12 protein-coding genes and 1 pseudogene are annotated in these 16,185 nt (G+C 64.9%); 8 read left to right on the top strand and 5 right to left on the bottom strand.

Annotated features, from left to right (window positions below):
* Window positions 1-29: 29 nt before the first annotated feature.
* From FG13_RS13720 to FG13_RS13730, 4 genes and pseudogenes are all read left to right on the top strand, one after another.
* Window positions 30-2,657, top strand: a complete 2,628-nt coding sequence (locus FG13_RS13720) for a glycoside hydrolase family 32 protein (RefSeq protein WP_051959024.1) — start codon at window positions 30-32, stop codon at window positions 2,655-2,657.
* A gap of 79 nt (window positions 2,658-2,736) precedes the next feature.
* Window positions 2,737-3,984, top strand: coding sequence for an ROK family transcriptional regulator (locus FG13_RS13725; RefSeq protein WP_035821662.1), 1,248 nt, complete (start codon window positions 2,737-2,739; stop codon window positions 3,982-3,984).
* Between the two features lie 101 nt (window positions 3,985-4,085).
* Window positions 4,086-4,256, top strand: a pseudogene (locus tag FG13_RS30080) (IS110 family transposase); the annotation flags it as partial.
* Window positions 4,257-4,281: 25 nt separating this feature from the next.
* Window positions 4,282-5,205, top strand: a complete 924-nt coding sequence (locus tag FG13_RS13730) for a hypothetical protein (protein WP_035821665.1) — start codon at window positions 4,282-4,284, stop codon at window positions 5,203-5,205.
* Here the strand turns inward: FG13_RS13730 and FG13_RS13735 are convergent.
* The 3 genes from FG13_RS13735 to FG13_RS13745 are packed head-to-tail and all read right to left on the bottom strand — an operon-like array spanning window position 5,202 to window position 7,563.
* The gene (locus FG13_RS13735) at window positions 5,202-5,738 is read right to left on the bottom strand and encodes a GNAT family N-acetyltransferase (protein WP_235211730.1); all 537 of its coding nucleotides are present in this window, start codon (window positions 5,736-5,738) and stop codon (window positions 5,202-5,204) included. The genes FG13_RS13730 and FG13_RS13735 overlap by 4 nt on opposite strands.
* The gene (locus FG13_RS13740) at window positions 5,735-6,253 is read right to left on the bottom strand and encodes a GNAT family N-acetyltransferase (protein ID WP_035821667.1); all 519 of its coding nucleotides are present in this window, start codon (window positions 6,251-6,253) and stop codon (window positions 5,735-5,737) included. Before FG13_RS13740 ends, FG13_RS13735 begins: the two co-directional genes overlap by 4 nt.
* 35 nt (window positions 6,254-6,288) lie before the next feature.
* Window positions 6,289-7,563 carry an amidohydrolase family protein gene (locus FG13_RS13745; RefSeq protein ID WP_035821669.1) on the bottom strand — a complete coding sequence of 425 codons (1,275 nt, stop codon included), beginning with the start codon at window positions 7,561-7,563 and terminating at the stop codon, window positions 6,289-6,291.
* Between the two features lie 369 nt (window positions 7,564-7,932).
* Here FG13_RS13745 and FG13_RS13750 point away from each other — a divergent pair, with 369 nt between their 5' ends.
* The 4 genes from FG13_RS13750 to FG13_RS13765 all read left to right on the top strand — a co-directional run bounded on the left by FG13_RS13750 (window position 7,933) and on the right by FG13_RS13765 (window position 14,716).
* Window positions 7,933-8,778 (top strand): phasin family protein, encoded by an 846-nt coding sequence (locus FG13_RS13750; RefSeq protein ID WP_035821671.1) that lies wholly within the window; start codon window positions 7,933-7,935, stop codon window positions 8,776-8,778.
* A gap of 165 nt (window positions 8,779-8,943) precedes the next feature.
* Entirely contained in the window at window positions 8,944-10,695 is a 1,752-nt protein-coding gene (locus tag FG13_RS13755; protein ID WP_035821673.1) for an ABC transporter ATP-binding protein, read from the top strand.
* Window positions 10,685-12,490: an ABC transporter ATP-binding protein gene (locus FG13_RS13760; RefSeq protein WP_035821676.1), complete on the top strand. Its 1,806-nt coding sequence runs from the start codon at window positions 10,685-10,687 to the stop codon at window positions 12,488-12,490. Before FG13_RS13755 ends, FG13_RS13760 begins: the two co-directional genes overlap by 11 nt.
* A gap of 183 nt (window positions 12,491-12,673) precedes the next feature.
* Complete coding sequence (locus FG13_RS13765; protein ID WP_235211731.1) at window positions 12,674-14,716, top strand: sensor domain-containing diguanylate cyclase; 2,043 nt, start codon at window positions 12,674-12,676, stop codon at window positions 14,714-14,716.
* A 45-nt stretch (window positions 14,717-14,761) separates the two neighbouring features.
* Here FG13_RS13765 and FG13_RS13770 read toward each other — a convergent pair whose 3' ends face one another.
* Entirely contained in the window at window positions 14,762-15,091 is a 330-nt protein-coding gene (locus FG13_RS13770; RefSeq protein ID WP_035821678.1) for a hypothetical protein, read from the bottom strand.
* A gap of 186 nt (window positions 15,092-15,277) precedes the next feature.
* A complete protein-coding gene (locus FG13_RS29040) occupies window positions 15,278-16,180 on the bottom strand; it encodes a hypothetical protein (RefSeq protein WP_152598765.1) in 903 nt (300 codons plus the stop codon).
* Window positions 16,181-16,185: the final 5 nt, after the last annotated feature.

Consider the following 16,185-nt stretch of genomic DNA (forward strand, 5'->3'; position numbering starts at 1 on the left):
GAGTAAAAAATAAAATAAAGGAGACAACCATGTCAAAGCACTTCCCTGTTCTCGCCTCTTGCCTTGCCACCCTGCTCGTGGGCTGCGGCAGCGATAGCGACAGCAGCAGCGGACCGCCGCAGTCCAGCTACCTTGAAACCTACCGCCCCCAGCTCTCGTACACCGCCGCCAAAAACTGGCTGAACGATCCCAACGGACTGGTCTACCACGACGGCGAATACCACCTGTTCTACCAGTACAACCCGAACGGCAATACCTGGGGCGACATGTCCTGGGGCCACGCCGTCAGCACCGACCTGCTGCACTGGAACGAGCTGCCCGTCGCCCTGACGGCCGAAAAAGACGCTGGCGGCAAGCTCACGCAAATGTTCTTCTCCGGCAGCGTGGTGGTGGACACCAACAATACCAGCGGCCTTGGCAGCGCCGGCAATCCTGCCATGGTGGCCATTTATACCAGCGTGTATCCGCAAGGAAAAACGCTGGCCAACGGACAGGTGCTCGCCCCCAACACCCAGTCCCAGTCCATCGCCTACAGCCTGGACCGGGGACGCACGTGGACGCAGTACGCCGCCAACCCGGTGATTGCCGCGCCACCGGCGCCGTTTGAAACCGAAGGGCAAAATTTCCGCGATCCAAAAGTCTTCTGGTATGCACCGGAGCAAAAATGGGTCATGGTTGCCGTGGCCTCGGAGAAGCACCAGGCGCTGCTGTTCTCGTCCAAAAACCTGCGCGACTGGACCTACATGAGCGCCTTTGGCCCCGTCAACGCGGTCGGCGGCATCTGGGAATGTCCCGACCTGTTCGAGCTGCCCGTCGATGGCGACGCCAGCAAACGCAAATGGGTGATGAACATCAACATCAACCCCGGCTCGGTGGCTGGCGGTTCCGGAGCGCATTATTTTGTGGGGAAATTCGACGGCACGCGCTTTGTGGCCGACGCCAACAGCGTGATCGACAAGAAGCCGCCCACGGGCACCGTCTACCAGGACTTTGAAGCGGCCAGCTTCGATGCCACCGGCTGGACATCGACGGGCGACTTTGCAGGCAAGACGCCCGTGGTCCCCTCGCATGGCGTGGCCGACAACCAGGGCAGCCAGTTGCTCGACACCTACCGGCTGGGCAAGGATGACGGCGCCACGGGCACGCTCACTTCGCCCGCCTTTACCGTCACGAGCAAGTACATCAATCTGATGGTCGGCGGCGGGCGCCATCCGCGCCTGGCCGGTGCGGGCGACGGCACGGTGCCTGCGGGAACCTTGCTGTTCCCGGGCGCCGGTTTTGAAGGCCCGGCCAATGCCACCTACGCCGACCTGGGCTGGACGCCCGCCGGCGACCTGGTGGGGCAAAAGGTTGCCGCAGGAAGCGACGCCGATAGGCAAGCGGCAGCCGGCAAGCTGGGCGCGGGTGTGTTCAATTCCTTCTTCGGTGCCGGCGACACGCCCAAGGGCAGCCTGACGTCGCCCACCTTCACCATTTCCAGGGCCTATATCAACTTCCTCGTCGGGGGCGGCAACCATCCCTATAACAGCCCGAATCCTGTGGCGGTAGTGCTCAAGGTCAACGGCAAGGTGGTGCGCAGCGCCACCGGAGCGGACTCCGAACTGAACTGGACAAACTGGGACGTGCGCGAGTTCGCCGGACAGCAGGCCCAGATCGTCATCATCGACGACAACGACGGCGCCTGGGGACACATTCTTGCCGACGTGTTCGAGGCATCGGACCAGCCGGCCAAGCCCGTCAGCGATGAAACGACGGTCAACCTGCTGGTCAACGGCCAGGTGGTCAAAAGCGCAACCGGCGCCAATGCCGAAACCCTGAACTGGCGCAGCTGGAACGTGGACGCCTACCGGGGCAAGAGCGCGCAGATCCAGGTGGTGGACAACAACACGGGCGGCTGGGGCCATATCCTGGTCGACCATATCGTCTTTTCGGACAGCGCCAAAGAGGAAGCCAACTGGCTCGACTACGGCGCCGACTTCTATGCCGCCGTGACCTGGAACGGCATACCCGATGGCAAGCGCATCGGCCTGGGCTGGATGAGCAACTGGGACTACGCCGGCAACACGCCCACCACCCCATGGCGCAGCGCGCAGACCTTCGCCCGGGAATTCACGCTGCGCACCATAGCCGGCCAGGTACGGCTGGTGCAGCAGCCGGTGGACAACTTCAGCACACTGCGCAGCAAAGCGCTGTACAGCGCCCAGGACCGTTCGGTGGCCGCCGGCGTACAAGCACTCGCCATCGCCCCCGCCCCGGGCCAGGCCCTGGACATCGTGGCCAAATTCCAGCCGGGCAGTGCCACCGGTTTTGGCCTGAAGGTGCGCACCGGCGCGAATGGCGAAGAAACCGTCATCGGCTATGACGCGGTAGCGGGCGAAGTCTACATCGACCGCAGCAAATCGGGCGACGCCAGTTTCAACGCCAGCTTTGCCGCCCGCCATACCGCCCCGCTGCCGCTACGCACCGGCACGGTGGACCTGCGCATCGTGGTCGACACCTCGTCGGTGATGGTATTTGCGGGCAACGAGGTGGTGTTGACCGACCAGATATTCCCGCAACCGTCCAGCAACGGTGTCGCGCTGTTCGCCGTGGGCGGCGCGGCAACACTGAAAGAGCTGACCATCTGGCCTTTGAAGTCGATCTGGGCCAAGCGCTAAAGCTGCTTCACTGGCGGGGCGTCGGATATGTAATAAAATGTCCTTCTTTTACGCCTGTAGAAATCGGACCCGCCCCGCCATGTCAGACAGCTTTACCGAAGAGGCGTGCGCGCCGCAAGCAGCCATCGACGATGTTCCATGGCTGCAGCCGCGCGGCTCGAACCAGATGGGCATGAGCCAGTTCAACGAGCGGGTGGTGCTGCAGGCCGTGCGCTTGCACGGCAGCATGCCGAAGGCCGACCTGGCCCGGCTAACCAACCTGAGCACGCAAACGGTTTCCCTGATCATCAACCGCCTGCTGGACGACGGCCTGGTCAGCAAGCGCGCGCCCGTGCGCGGCAAGGTCGGCCAGCCGTCGGTGCCCATCATGCTCAATCCGGACGGCGCCTTCTCGATCGGCATCAAGATCGGCCGGCGCAGCCTCGACGTGTTGCTGGTCGATTTCGTCGGCAAGACACGCGAGCGCCTGTCGTTTCCCTATTCCTTTCCCGTCCCCGACACCGTGTTCGGCCAGATCGAGTCGGCGCTCAAAAGCATGGCCGTGCTGCTGGGACCGAAGTTGCTGCCGCGCCTGTGCGGCGTCGGCATCGCCGCGCCGCTGGGCTTGGGCGGCTGGCAGAATCTGCTCGAGATGGCGCCGGAGCAGGCCAACGCGTGGGACAGCATCGACATCGGCCAGCGCGTGCAGGCGATGACGGTGTTGCCGGTCGAGTTCGCCAAGGACACGGCCGCCGCCTGCGTCGCCGAGCTGGTGCTCGGGCGCGGGCGCAGCATCAAGAACTTCCTGTACGTCTTCGTCGACATCTTCATCGGCGGCGGCCTGGTCATCAACAGTCATTTGCACGGCGGCCTGCACGGCAACGCCGGCGCGGTCGGCTCCCTGCCGCTCGGCATGGCCACCGCCGGCGCCAGGAACCCGCCGGGCCAGTTGCTGGGCGACGCCTCCCTGTTCAACCTCGAGCAACTGTTCATCCTGGCCGGGCTGGACCCGACCGCCGCGCACGACGGGCGCGCGCTGCAGGAACCCTTCGTCACGCACACCGCCGCCTGGCTCGACGACGCGGCGCGGGCCATTGCGCTCAGCATCAACAGCGCCACCTGCCTGCTCGACCTGGAGGGGGTGATCATCGACGGCTCCTTCGACCGCGGCCTGCTCGAGCAGCTGCTGGCCCAGGTCGAGCGCGCGCTGGAATGCTACAGCTGGGAAGGCATCACCCGGCCGCAGGTGCTCGCCGGCACCGTCGGCTCCGACGCGCGCGCCGTCGGCGGCGCCTTCCTGCCCCTGTACGCGCATTTCGCGCCGGACCGCGATCTGTTCCTCAAGTAAATGTTCTAATGGACCGGACGCCCTCCTTCAAACGGTATTGAGGTGCCCAAACAGGGGGCGTATCCGGCTCCAAACGAAAGAAGCGGCTACCATGAAGATGGAAGCTGATGGCGCCGCAATTCGTCAAGCCGCACGTCAAGACGAACAATGCTGCCGATGCGCAAGCGATCTGCGAAGCGGTGACCCGGCCCGGCATGCGTTTTGTACCGATCAAGACGGACGCGGTGCTGTCACGCCACCGAGTCCGTCAAGGTTTCGTGAAAGCAAGAACTTAATTACTCATATCAGGAGACCAACATGGACTCTCGAGACCCGCGATTCAGCGGACTCAGCATTGGTACCGGAGTCGTTCGCTACTCAGACCTCGGCTATTTGATTACTACGGACGACCTCTCTATCAGCGAGGGTTACACTGGTTCGTTACTGATTTCTCTGGATTGTGGAACCTGGGGCGCCAGCACAGTGCCATGGCTCGCCTGTTCCGGAACAGTCTGCCATGTGCCGGCCGAACGTTACCTGGCGCTGGGGACCGATGGGTCAGTAGAAGCCAGTGGTGGCGGCACTGTACTGGAAGAATCCATTGCCAGCTGCGGCGCAGACCCCAAAAAACGCGGCCCGCTGCGTGAAATCCGTGGCATCGCCAACGGTCGAGCCTATGCCGTGGGCACCTGCCGGCAGGCCTATCTTCGCGAAGACGAAGACCAGTGGCGATGCATCGACCAGAGCGCCCAGGTCGGCGACACCCCGATCACCGACACCAGCTTCGAGTCCATCGATGGCTACAGCGAACAGGAAATCTATACCGTCGGCTGGGAAGGCGAAATCTGGCAATACGACGGCGCCCTCTTCACCCGGCAGAACAGCCCGACCCAGCTCGCTCTCCACAAGGTTCGCTGCGCACCCGATGGCTTTGTCTACGCCTGCGGACAGCTGGGCACCTTGCTACGCGGACGCCATGACCAATGGGAAATGATCGAACATGAAAGCACGCAGGAAGACCTCTGGGGCATGGAGGTGTTCGATGGACAGCTCTATGTGTCTTCCACCCATTGCGTCTACCGGCTCGAGGACGGCAAGCTCAAGCCCGTCGACTTCGGCGACGACGTGCCGCTGACCTGTTATCACCTGAGCGCGGCCGACGGCATCATGTGGTCCATCGGAGCCAAGGATGTCATGCAGTTCGATGGTTCGACCTGGACGCGGTGCCTGAGAATTGATTAAGAAAAACTCTTGCGATAGATATTGATGTCCTTGCCGACGATGGGCTGGCGCGAAAAGCGTTCGAAGCGCAAACCGAGCTTGTTGATCAAGTTGATCGAAGGCTGGTTCTGCGGCGACACGAGGCCATATACGGCCGGCAGGCACAGCACGTCGCGCGCATGGCGCAGCACGCTAGCTGCAGCCTCCCAGGCCAGGCCCTGGCCGCAATACGCGGGCAGCAGCGCGTAGCCGATGTCGGGACCCGGCATGGTGGCGCGCTTGATCAGGCCGCACATGCCGATCGCCACGTTGTCAGCGCGGTGCTCGACGATATAGAAAGAGTAGCCGAGTTCCTGCTGCTGCGCGATCGGGCCCGTTTCCAGCGCTGCGCGCGCCGCGTCCACGGTATGGATCTGACGGTCGCCGATGGTGGCCAGCCAGGTCGGCTCGTTTACCAGCCCGAGGAAAAACGCCGCGTCATCGACGCTGGCGGTGCGCAGGCGCAGACGGGGCGTCTCGATCACGGTCATCGGCTCTGTCGCGGCGCCGCTCATGCCGGCCACTGCATCGGGTCGGTCAGCAGCTGGTACATCACGTAGGCGTCGACATAGCCGAGCTGCGCGTGGCGGTAGGCCAGCGGCAGGGTGGCGACGACCGTGAAGCCCAGCTTTTTCCACAGGGTGACGGCGGCCAGGTTGGTGCTGACGACGAAGTTGAACTGCATCGCCAGGTAGCCCGCGCGGCGCGCTTCTTCCATGCAGTGCACGCCCAGCAGGCGCCCCACGCCGACGCCCTGCGCGGCCGGGTCGACCATGAACGAGGCATTGGCCACGTGCGATCCATGGCCCGGCTGGTTCGCCACCAGCTTGTACATGCCCAGCAGGCGCTCCGTGCCCATCATGGCGACAAAGCTTTGCACGCCGGGGCCGAACCAGTAGGCGTGGCATGCTTCGCGCGTCGTGTCGGCGGGGAAGGAATAGGTGTCGCCGGCGGCCACCAGGGTGTGGAAGATGTCCCACATGGCGTCGAAGTCGGCTTCGCTGGCCGGGCGGATATCAATTTCTTTCAAGGCGGTGCTCCGATAACAAGTGATGGCTGATTGTATCAGCGGCCCAGGCGGAAGTTCACGCTGTCCGGACGCCCGGGCAGGTGCAGGCGCGATTGCGCGCGGGGCGCCTCGCTGACGACTTTCCCGCGGCGCAGCACCAGGCGCCGCGCCGCGCGCAGGCGCAGCGCTTCCACGGTACTGCCGCAATCGAGGATCAGCAAGTCCGCATGGCAGCCGGGCGCGATGCCGTAGCCATCGAGGCCCAGGATGCGCGCCGGCGTTTCCGTCACGGCCAGGAAGCAGTCGTGCATCGCTTGCTGGCCCGTCATCTGCGCCACGTGCAAGCCCATGTGCGCCACTTCCAGCATGTCGCCCGAACCGAGGCTGTACCACGGGTCCATCACGCAGTCGTGGCCAAAGGCGACGGGGATGCCGGCGGCCAGCATCTCGGGCACGCGCGTCATGCCGCGCCGCTTCGGATACGTATCGTGGCGCGCCTGCAGCGTGATGTTGATGAGGGGGTTGGCAATGGCCGCCACGCCCGCCTCACGGATCAGCGGCAGCAGTTTGCTGACATAGTAATTGTCCATCGAATGCATGGACGTCAGGTGCGAACCCGTCACCCTGCCCTGCATGCCGAGGCGCTGGCTGTGGAAGGCCAGGGTTTCGATGTGGCGCGACAGCGGGTCGTCCGACTCGTCGCAATGCATGTCGACCATCAGGCCCCGTTCGCAGGCAAATTCGCACAGCAGGCGCACGGATTCCGCGCCGTCGGCCATGGTGCGCTCGAAATGCGGGATGCCGCCCACCACGTCGACGCCCATGGCAATCGCGCGTTTTAAATTATCGAAGGCGCCGGCACTGCGCAGGATGCCATCCTGCGGGAAGGCCACCAGTTGCAAATCGAGATACGGCGCCACTTGCCGCTTGACGTCGAGCAGCGCTTCGACGGCCAGCAGGCGCGGGTCGCAGATATCGACGTGCGAGCGGATGGCCAGCAAGCCGCGCGCCACGGCCCAGTCGCAATACTGCAAGGCGCGCGCCACCAGCGCGTCCTGCGTCAGTTGCGGTTTCAATTCTCCCCACAGGGCGATGCCTTCGAGCAGGGTGCCGGAAGCGTTCACGCGCGGCAAGCCGTAGCTGAGCGTGGCGTCCATGTGGAAGTGGGCGTCGACGAACGGCGGCGTGACGAGGTCGCCGGCGGCGTCGATCTCTTGCGCGCCCGTCACGGGCAAGGCGGGGCCGACGGCGGCGATGCGGCCGCCCTCGATGGCGATATCGATGGCGCGGCGCCCGTCGGGCAGGCTGGCATTGCGGATGACTAGGTCCATGCGGACACTCCTTCGGTTGACTACGGTATCTGGCGCTTCCAGTGCATTGTCAGCTTATCGCTTCAAGGATGCTGCAGTGCAAGAATATAGTCACTGGCAAAAGCGTAGCCATAGATTCCCTGACAACGCTTTGCGCGCGCGCAAACTTCCGGCAAATGCTGCCGGGCGCCTAAATGCGGCAAGCCTGCGGCGCACGCCCTTGAGAAAATAGCTTTCAACTAACTCGAATCACCGCTAGAATATCCATATTGCGTTGCATCATAAACAGTCTATTCGCGCGCTACCCACTTTACAAAACGCGGCCAACTCTGGTTTTCGGGATTTTGCAGAGCGTTTTGCCAGCATTTTAATCCGTACAAAGGAGTAAATATGTTTCCGCTTCCTGAACAATTTTCCAGCGCCGCCAAGTCGCAACTGGAAAGCCAGTTGCAAATCTTCAGCACCCTGACCAGCAAAGTCTTTGAAAGCGCCGAGAAAATCATCGCGCTGAACCTGAACGCCGGCAAGGCCGCCATCTCGCAGACGGCGGAAACGGCGCAGCACCTGCTGGAAACGCAGGACCCGCGCGACTTCTTCAGCTACAGCAGCAGCCAGGCGCAGCCGAACATCGAGAGCGTGCTGGCCTACAGCCGCCAGCTGTTTGGCATCGCCTCGAGCACCCAGGCTGAATTGCTGGCTTCAGCCAAGGACCGCCTCGATGCGGCCGCCCCTGTTGCCGCACCCGCCCCAGCTCCTGTCGCTGCCGCACCGGCACCTGCCGCTCCCCTTGCTGCGCCAGCGCCAGCAGCGGCGCCAGCGCCCGTTGCCGCCAAGCCTGCCGAAGTGGCCAAGCCCGTCGCCAAGGCGGCGCCCGCGCCTGCCCCTGTCGCCGCACCGGCAGCCAAGCCAGCGGCAGCGCCTGCCAAGGTTGCCGAGAAGGTTGCCGACAAGCCAGCAGTGAAAGCCGTGGAAGTCAAGCCGGCGGCCAAGCCTGCACCTGCGCCAGCGAAAGCCGCCGCGCCAGCACCGGCCAAACCGGCCGCCAAACCAGTTCCGTCGAGCAAACCGGCCGCCAAGCCGGCCAGTGCCGCCGGCAAGACCGTGGCCAAGGCCGCCGTCAAGCACGCGCCAGCGCCAGCCGCCAAGCCGGCAGCCAAGGTTGCGCCCAAGGGCACGCCATCGAAACAGCTCGACATGCTGGGCGGTGGCAAAGGCAGCGGCAGCGGCCGCAAGTAAGCCTCGCGCACGCCACTGACGCAGCAAAACAACGGGCTACGGCCCGTTTTTTGCGTGCCCGTCCACAGCGCGCTTTTCCGCCTTGTTGTATCCTACGCGTACTTTCCGTCCGCGTGCCCGTCCTTCCGCCCCGCGACACCCCATTACTAAAAACAAAAGGTAACCATGAGTTTATCGAGGCTCATCGCCGGCTTCGTGCGTCAGCATTGGCCGGCGTATGCCGCCGCTGCCGTCATGCTGACAGGCGTGGCAACACTGACCGTCTGGATCCCGCGCCGCGTGGGCGCCATCATCGACGCACTGGCCGCGCACCGCATGACGGCGGCCGAACTGTGGCTTGAGCTGCTGACCCTGCTCGCCGTCGGCGTCGTCATCTACTTCCTGCGCGTGGGCTGGCGCATCACCCTGTTCAAGGCCGCCTACCAGCTGGGCGTGATGCTGCGCACGCGCTTCTACACACGCATGTCGCAGCAGGGCGCGTCGTTCTACCAGAACCAGCGCACGGGCGACCTGATGGCGCTGGCGACGAACGACATCGACGCCATCGAAATGGCCGCCGGCGAAGCCATGCTGGCCGGCTTCGACGGCACTTTGACCTTGCTGATGGTGCTCGGCATCATGCTGCTGGGCGTGGACTGGCGTCTGGCCTGCATCGCCCTCCTGCCCTTCCCGTTGATGGGACTGGCCTTCTGGCGCATCTCCAGCCATATCCACACGGCGTCGACGGATTCCTTAAAACGCTTTTCGGCGCTGAACGACCATGTGCAAGAGTCCTTGTCGGGCGTGCGCACCTTGCGCGCGCTGGGCCTGGAAGAGCGCAGCAGCAAGCAGTTCTCCACCCTGGCCGGCCACGCGGCCAACGCCAGCCTGACGGCGCAGCGCTGGGAAGCGGCGTATGAACCGGCCGTCGGCCTGACCCTGACGGCCGCCACGGCGCTGACCCTGGGCCTGGGCGGCTACCTCGTGTGGCAAGACCAGCTGACCATCGGCGCGCTGACGAGCTTTTCCATGTACCTGGGCCAGCTGATCTGGCCCATGTTCGCCGCCGGCTGGGTACTCTCGTTGATCGAACGGGGCCGCGCCGCCTGGCAGCGCTTGCAACCCATGTTAGACGCGCCGCTGGCCATCGACGACCACGGAACGATCGATACGCTGACGCCCGGCCCCCTGCAATTGCAGGACATTGGCTTTGCCTACGCGGGCCAGACGGCGCCCGCGCTGTCGGGCATCTCGCTGCGTTTGCAACCGGGCCAGACCCTGGGTTTGGTCGGCCCGACGGGCAGCGGCAAGTCGACCCTGCTGCGCGTGCTGCTGCGCCAGGTGACGCCGCAATCAGGTCAAGCCACGTGGAACGGCCAGGCGCTCGACGCCTACACCCTGCACGCGCTGCGCGCTGCCATCAGCTGGGTGCCGCAGGAATCGTTTTTGTTCTCCGCCACCATCGCCGACAATATCGCCCTGGCCCGCCCCGGCGCCACGCGCGAGGAAGTGGAGCGGGCGGCGCAGCTGGCCGACATCCATGCCGATATTTTGCAGTTCCCCGAAGGCTATGCCACCCACGTGGGCGAAAAGGGCATCACCCTGTCCGGCGGGCAGCGCCAGCGCGTGGCGATTGCCCGCGCCCTGCTGGCCGACAACGGCTTGCTGCTGCTCGATGACGCGCTGTCCGCCGTCGACACGGGTACGGAAACGCGCATCCTGCAGCACCTGGAAGAACTGCGCGCGCGCCGTCCCGAGCGCAGCGCCATCATCGCCAGCCACCGCCTGAGCGCCGTCGTCAACGCCGACCTGATTTTGGTCCTGCGCGACGGCCATGTCACGGAAACGGGCAACCACGACGCGCTGATGCAGCGCGACGGCTGGTATGCCAGCCAGTGGCGCTATCAACAACTGGAAGCCAGCCTCGATGCCATCTAAGACCGACCAAGCCAACGCCACGCAATCCGTGCGCCGCCAGGCCGCGCAAGCCATCGGCCTGCTGCGCCGCGCCGCCGCGCCCGACCTGCGCCATTTATACTGGGCCACGTTCTGGCTGATCCTAGCCGCCGCGCTGGAAGTGACGGGCCCGATCCTGGGCAAGGCCCTGATCGACCAGCACCTGCTGCCGCGCAACCTGGACTGGACGCGCATGTCATTGCTGCTGGGCGGCTGCCTGCTGACGGGCTGGGTCGCTTCCGGCCTGCGCTATTTGCAGCTGGTGCGCCTGTCCGGCCTGGCCATGCGCTCGGTGCAGCGCCTGCGCGAAACCGTCTACCAGCACGTGCTGCGCCTGCCGATGAGTTTTTTCGACCGCGCCATCACGGGCCAGCTGGTCAGCCGGGTCACCAACGACACGGAGGCGGTGAAATCGCTGTACGTGCAGGTGCTATTCGTCATCCTCGACAGCTCCATCGTCCTGGTCGGCACCATGGCCGCCATGGCCTTCCTCGACTGGCGCTTGATGCTGATCGTGCTGGCCCTGCTGCCGGCCGTGCTGGTCATCGTCTTCCTGTACCAGCGCTGGAGCGCGCCGGCCGTGACGCGCGCGCGCGCCCTGCGCAGCGAGATCAACGGGCAAATCGCCGAATCGATCGGCGGCATGAGCGTGCTGCAGGCGAATAACGCGGAAAAGCGCTTCGGCGCGCGCTTCACGGGCATCAACCAGGACCACTACACGGCGCGCATGCAGGAATTGCGCGCCAACGCCTGGCTGCTGCGCCCCGCGCTCGACATGCTCAATATCGTGCTGCTGGCCGTCGTCATCTTCAGCTTCGGCCGGCGCGAGATGGGCGCCGTGGAAGTGGGCGTGCTGTACGCGTTCATCAGCTACATCGCGCGCGTAATTGAGCCGCTGATCCAGATCACCATGCAATTCAGCCAGCTGCAGCAGTCGGTGGTGGCGACGGCGCGCGTCTCGGCCCTGCTGGACGAAGCGCAGGCGCTCGAACATGCGCAGGGCAGGGAAACACCTGCCCTGCGGCAGGCGAAAGCGGACAGCGGCCTGCCCGCCGTGGACATCCAGAACCTGACGTTCGCCTACGTGGAAAACCAGCCCGTGCTGCACGACCTGTCGCTGTCGATCCCGCAAGGAGCGTTCTTCGGCATCGTCGGCCACACGGGCAGCGGCAAGTCGACCTTGCTCTCCTTGCTGCTGCGCTTTTACCCCGTCACGCAGGGCAGCATCGCCATCAATGGCGTCGCCCTCGACAGCATCGACAACGAGCACTTCCGCGCCGACGTGGGCCTGGTGCCGCAAGACCCCTTCCTGCTGGCCGCCTCGGCGCGCGAAAACATCGACATGGGCCGCGGCTATACGCAGCAGCAGATCGAGACGGCCGCGCGCGCCGCGCATGCGCACGACTTCATCGCCGCGCTGGAACACGGCTACGACACGCCCCTGGGCGAAGGCGGCTCGCGCCTGTCGTCGGGGCAGAAGCAGCTGATCGCGATTGCCCGCGCGCTGGCCGGCCAGCCGCGCATCTTGCTGCTCGACGAAGCGACGTCGCGCATCGATAGCCAGACGGAGCAGATCGTGCAGCTGGCCCTCAACGAGCTGCGCGGCAAGGTGACCATCATCGCCATCGCCCACCGCCTGTCGACCATCCGCGAAGCCGACCGTATCATCGTGCTGAACCATGGCCGCATCACGGAAGCGGGGCCGCACGACGCCCTGATGCAGATCGAAGGCGGCCTGTACCAGCGCCTGTACCTGCTGCAGCAGCTGGCGCAGTAAGGCTGCCTTGTCAATGCCTGCCGTGTGCACTTTCGCAAATTTCTGCGCACCGCATGATATTTCTTGATTGCAACAGAATATAATCTGTTACAGACAGGTGGTCATTGCGGGAGCGGGACGTTGGCAGGCAGACAGAGACGGGCATCATGGCGAAAGGCGCATTGGCTGCTGGTACTGGCCTGCATGCTGCCGCCCGCCGCCCATGCCCAGGTCAGCAAGCTGGAGCAGCATATTGCCGCCGTGCGCGAAGATGGCCGCTTCGTGCCCGCGCGCGCCCTGCAGCGCCTGCAGGAGGTGGAAACGCAGGCGCGCAGCGCGCCCCTGCCCGTGCGCGCGGAATTCCTGACACAGTTAAGTACCGTCCGCATGCGCCTGGGGCAGAACGACCTCGCCATGCAGCTGGCCGAAGAGCTGATCGCCTACGCCCGCCTGAACAAGAGCGACGTGGCGCTGGCGAAAGGCATGCTCTGCAAGGCCTATGTCACGTTCGCCATGAACGAGCGCCGCGCCTCGCACCTGCTGGCTTTCGAGGCGGAACGCATCGCCAACCGCACGGACGACTTGCCCGTGCGCGTGCAGGCCACCATCAGCGCGGGCCAGTCGTGGGCCGAGGAAGGCAATTTCCCGTTTGCGCTGGCCAAGCTGCAGGCGGCCGTCGACCTGGCGCGCCAGAGCAATTCCCCTTCCAGCCTGGCCGCCGCCCTGAATGCCCTCACCCTGCTGTACACGCAGATGCGCGAATACGACAAGGGCTTCGAGGTACTCGACGAATTGCTGGCCGTGTCAGGCACGCTGGCATCGCCAGGCCGCATGGCGCAGGCGAAGAATACGGAATACGGGCTGGCGCTCGACGCGCAGCAGCCGCAGCGGGGCCAGCGCGCCCTGCTGGCGGCCCTGGCGCTGGAACGCCAGCTGGGCGCGCGCGGCATGGTGGCCGTGACCCTCGTCAATCTGTCGGACAGCTACCTGAAAGAAGGCGATTACGCGCGCGCCCTGCGCTATGCGAATGAAGCCATCACGGCGGCGCGCCTGGTCAACAATGAACAGGTGGAGGCGACGGCGCGCCTGAACATCGGCCAGGCGCTGATCGGCCAGGGACGCTTGCAGGAAGGCAAGCAAAGCGTGGCCACGGGCCTGGCCTACTACGAACGCACGGCCAACCAGCCGGACATGCAGGCCGTGCTGCTGGAATACGGCATGGCGCTGGAAAAGGCGGGCGACATGCGCGGCGCCGTGACGGCCTACCACCGCGAACGGGGCATCTCGAACCAGCTGTTCGAAAAGCAGCGGCAAAAGGCCGTGTATGAGCTGCAAGAAAAGTATGAGGCGGAAAAGAAGCAGCGCCAGATCGAGCTGCTGAGCCGCGAGAATCAGCTCAAGAGCACGGAAATCGACAACCGCCGCCTGCAGCAGCGCGTGTGGTGGCTGCTGGCGCTGGTACTGGCCATGGCGTCCGTCATCGTCGGCTTGCTGTACCGCAAGGTGCGCCACGCGAACGTGCAGCTGAAGGTGAAAAACCAGGAACTCAAGCGCCAGAGTTCGCGCGACCCGCTGACGTCCCTGTACAACCGCCGCCATTTCCAGGAATTCATGCGCAGCCATGCGGGCAAGCCGCAGCCATCCTATGGCGGCGCCGATGTCGTCGGTGCGCTGTTCCTGCTCGACGTCGACCATTTCAAGCACATCAACGACCGTTACGGCCATGCGGCGGGCGACCTTGTGCTGACGACGATCGCCGAAACCTTGCACGAGGTGTTGCGCGAAACGGACATGATCGTGCGCTGGGGCGGCGAGGAATTCCTCGCCTTCCTGCCGGCCGTCGCACGCGACGGGCTCGACGATATTGCGCGGCGCATCCTCAACGGCATGGCAGCGCAAAACATCCACTACCAGGGACAAACCATCCAGGTGCACGTGTCCGTGGGCTTTGCGCCCTATCCGCTGGCGCCGCTGGGACGGCCGCTCACGTGGGAGCGCAGCGTCAACCTGATCGACATGGCGCTCTACCTGGCCAAGGCGCACGGGCGCAACCGGGCGTATGGCTTGCGCGGTTTTCAGCAGGTGGAAAGAACGACCCTGGAAGCGGTGGAGCAAGACCTGGAACGCGCGTGGCGCGACGGCTTTGTCGATTTGAGCGTGGTGCTGGGGGGAACGGACGGGATGGAAAAGACGGTGACGCAAGCAAACCAGGCCAGCGATGGCGTCGCCGCAGCTGCCATCACCTGACGGCAACTGCGGGAACCGGGCCGGCGCTGGCCGGCCCTGGCGAGATTACTTGTGCGCGGCGTCCTGCATCTTTTCGCCGGCTTTTTCCACTTTCTTGCCGACGGCATCGGCCGCTTCGCTCATTTTCTTGTCGGCGTCAGCGGCGACCTGATCCATCTTGGCGCCCGTATCGGCAGCGGCCTGGCTCACGGCAGCGTCGGCTTTGGTAGCAGCGGCCTTGATGTCGGCTTCAGCCTTGGCGGCGGCCGCATCGATTTTCTGGCCAGCTTGTTCAGCAGGACCGGCAGCGACATCATCCTTCTTCTGGCAGGCAGCCAGTGCCACAACCATCATCCCGGCGGCGCACACGGTCATCCAATTTTTGCTTACTTTCATGATATTCCCTTTCATTGTTATCAAAAGACACAGATCAGTTTGCAATATACACCGGCCTAAAATTTTCTAGCGTTCGCTAACGCACATAAAAACACGCTTTTGTGGCGTAGTTGTAAGCAATGGTATCTTGATATTTTTCACGGCGTCTTTCCCGCCAAGCGGGCATGACAGGGACACTGCTTTGCGCTACTGGCCCTGGACCGGGGCCGCATCCAGCAACGAACGTTCGAGCAATTGCGACAGCGCCGTACGCAGCGTCTGCGTGCGCGCCGCCAGTTCCGGCCGCTTGTAGCGCTCGGCGGCGATCAGGCTGTTTTCCAGGCAGACCCGGTCGCTCCTGGCCAGGCAGGCGTCGGCCAGGTCGAGCTGGGCGCTGGCTTGCGCCACCTTCACCCTGGCGTCGAGTTCCAGAGTGTCGGGATCGTCGCCCCAGCGTTTCACGTAGATGGCCAGGCGCGTGGCGGCCAGCTCCGGCTTGCCCGCGTCCAGCGCCTGGTTGACGCTGCCCTGCAGCGCCAGCCACGCCTGCGAGCGCTGCTGTTGCTTGTCGCAGGTCGCCGCGGACTTGGTGATGCTCGCCTGCAAGCGCTTGATCTGCGCGGCGGGTGCCTTGGCGCTTTTCAGCACGGCCAGCGCGCTGCGCGCCCCGTCCAGGTCGCACTGCGCCGCCAGCGCAGTGGCGGCCTCGACCTGTTCCGCCACGCTGGCCGGCTTGTTGAAGAACCAGATACCCGTCAGCACCACTGCCGCCGCGATCCACGTGCGCAAGCGTACGGGCGGGCGCGGCGGCGGCACCGAACCCCTGGCGACAGGCTTGGCGGGCGGCGCCTTGGCTGGCGCGGCCGGCGCTGGCGGTGGCGGGGCAGGCTGGGGAGCGGCGACTGTCGGCACTGGCTGCGGCGCAGGAGCGGGCTGAGCCACGGGCACCGGCGGCGGCATGCGCGGCACGGGGGGCGGCGCCACGGTTTTCTCCAGAACAGGCGCTTGCGCCACCTGGCGCGTCCCGCAAAACGGGCAATGCGCCACGCGCAGCGGCAAGGTCCGGCCGCAAGCGGCATTGATGCAAACGTCATTCACTGTTTCAAGCACATTCC

The organism is Janthinobacterium sp. RA13 (assembly GCF_000745325.1).
Taxonomy (GTDB): domain Bacteria; phylum Pseudomonadota; class Gammaproteobacteria; order Burkholderiales; family Burkholderiaceae_D; genus Janthinobacterium; species Janthinobacterium rivuli.

What these genes read in the sequence shown, in the direction of transcription:
- FG13_RS13760 (WP_035821676.1), top strand. Translation starts at nt 10,685, where the DNA reads ATGCCATCTAAGACCGACCAAGCCAACGCCACGCAATCCGTGCGCCGC.
- FG13_RS13755 (WP_035821673.1), top strand. Translation starts at nt 8,944, where the DNA reads ATGAGTTTATCGAGGCTCATCGCCGGCTTCGTGCGTCAGCATTGGCCG.
- FG13_RS13745 (WP_035821669.1), bottom strand. Translation starts at nt 7,563, where the DNA reads ATGGACCTAGTCATCCGCAATGCCAGCCTGCCCGACGGGCGCCGCGCC.
- FG13_RS13735 (WP_235211730.1), bottom strand. Translation starts at nt 5,738, where the DNA reads ATGAGCGGCGCCGCGACAGAGCCGATGACCGTGATCGAGACGCCCCGT.
- FG13_RS13730 (WP_035821665.1), top strand. Translation starts at nt 4,282, where the DNA reads ATGGACTCTCGAGACCCGCGATTCAGCGGACTCAGCATTGGTACCGGA.
- FG13_RS13765 (WP_235211731.1), top strand. Translation starts at nt 12,674, where the DNA reads ATGCTGCCGCCCGCCGCCCATGCCCAGGTCAGCAAGCTGGAGCAGCAT.
- FG13_RS13725 (WP_035821662.1), top strand. Translation starts at nt 2,737, where the DNA reads ATGTCAGACAGCTTTACCGAAGAGGCGTGCGCGCCGCAAGCAGCCATC.
- FG13_RS13750 (WP_035821671.1), top strand. Translation starts at nt 7,933, where the DNA reads ATGTTTCCGCTTCCTGAACAATTTTCCAGCGCCGCCAAGTCGCAACTG.
- FG13_RS13770 (WP_035821678.1), bottom strand. Translation starts at nt 15,091, where the DNA reads ATGAAAGTAAGCAAAAATTGGATGACCGTGTGCGCCGCCGGGATGATG.
- FG13_RS13720 (WP_051959024.1), top strand. Translation starts at nt 30, where the DNA reads ATGTCAAAGCACTTCCCTGTTCTCGCCTCTTGCCTTGCCACCCTGCTC.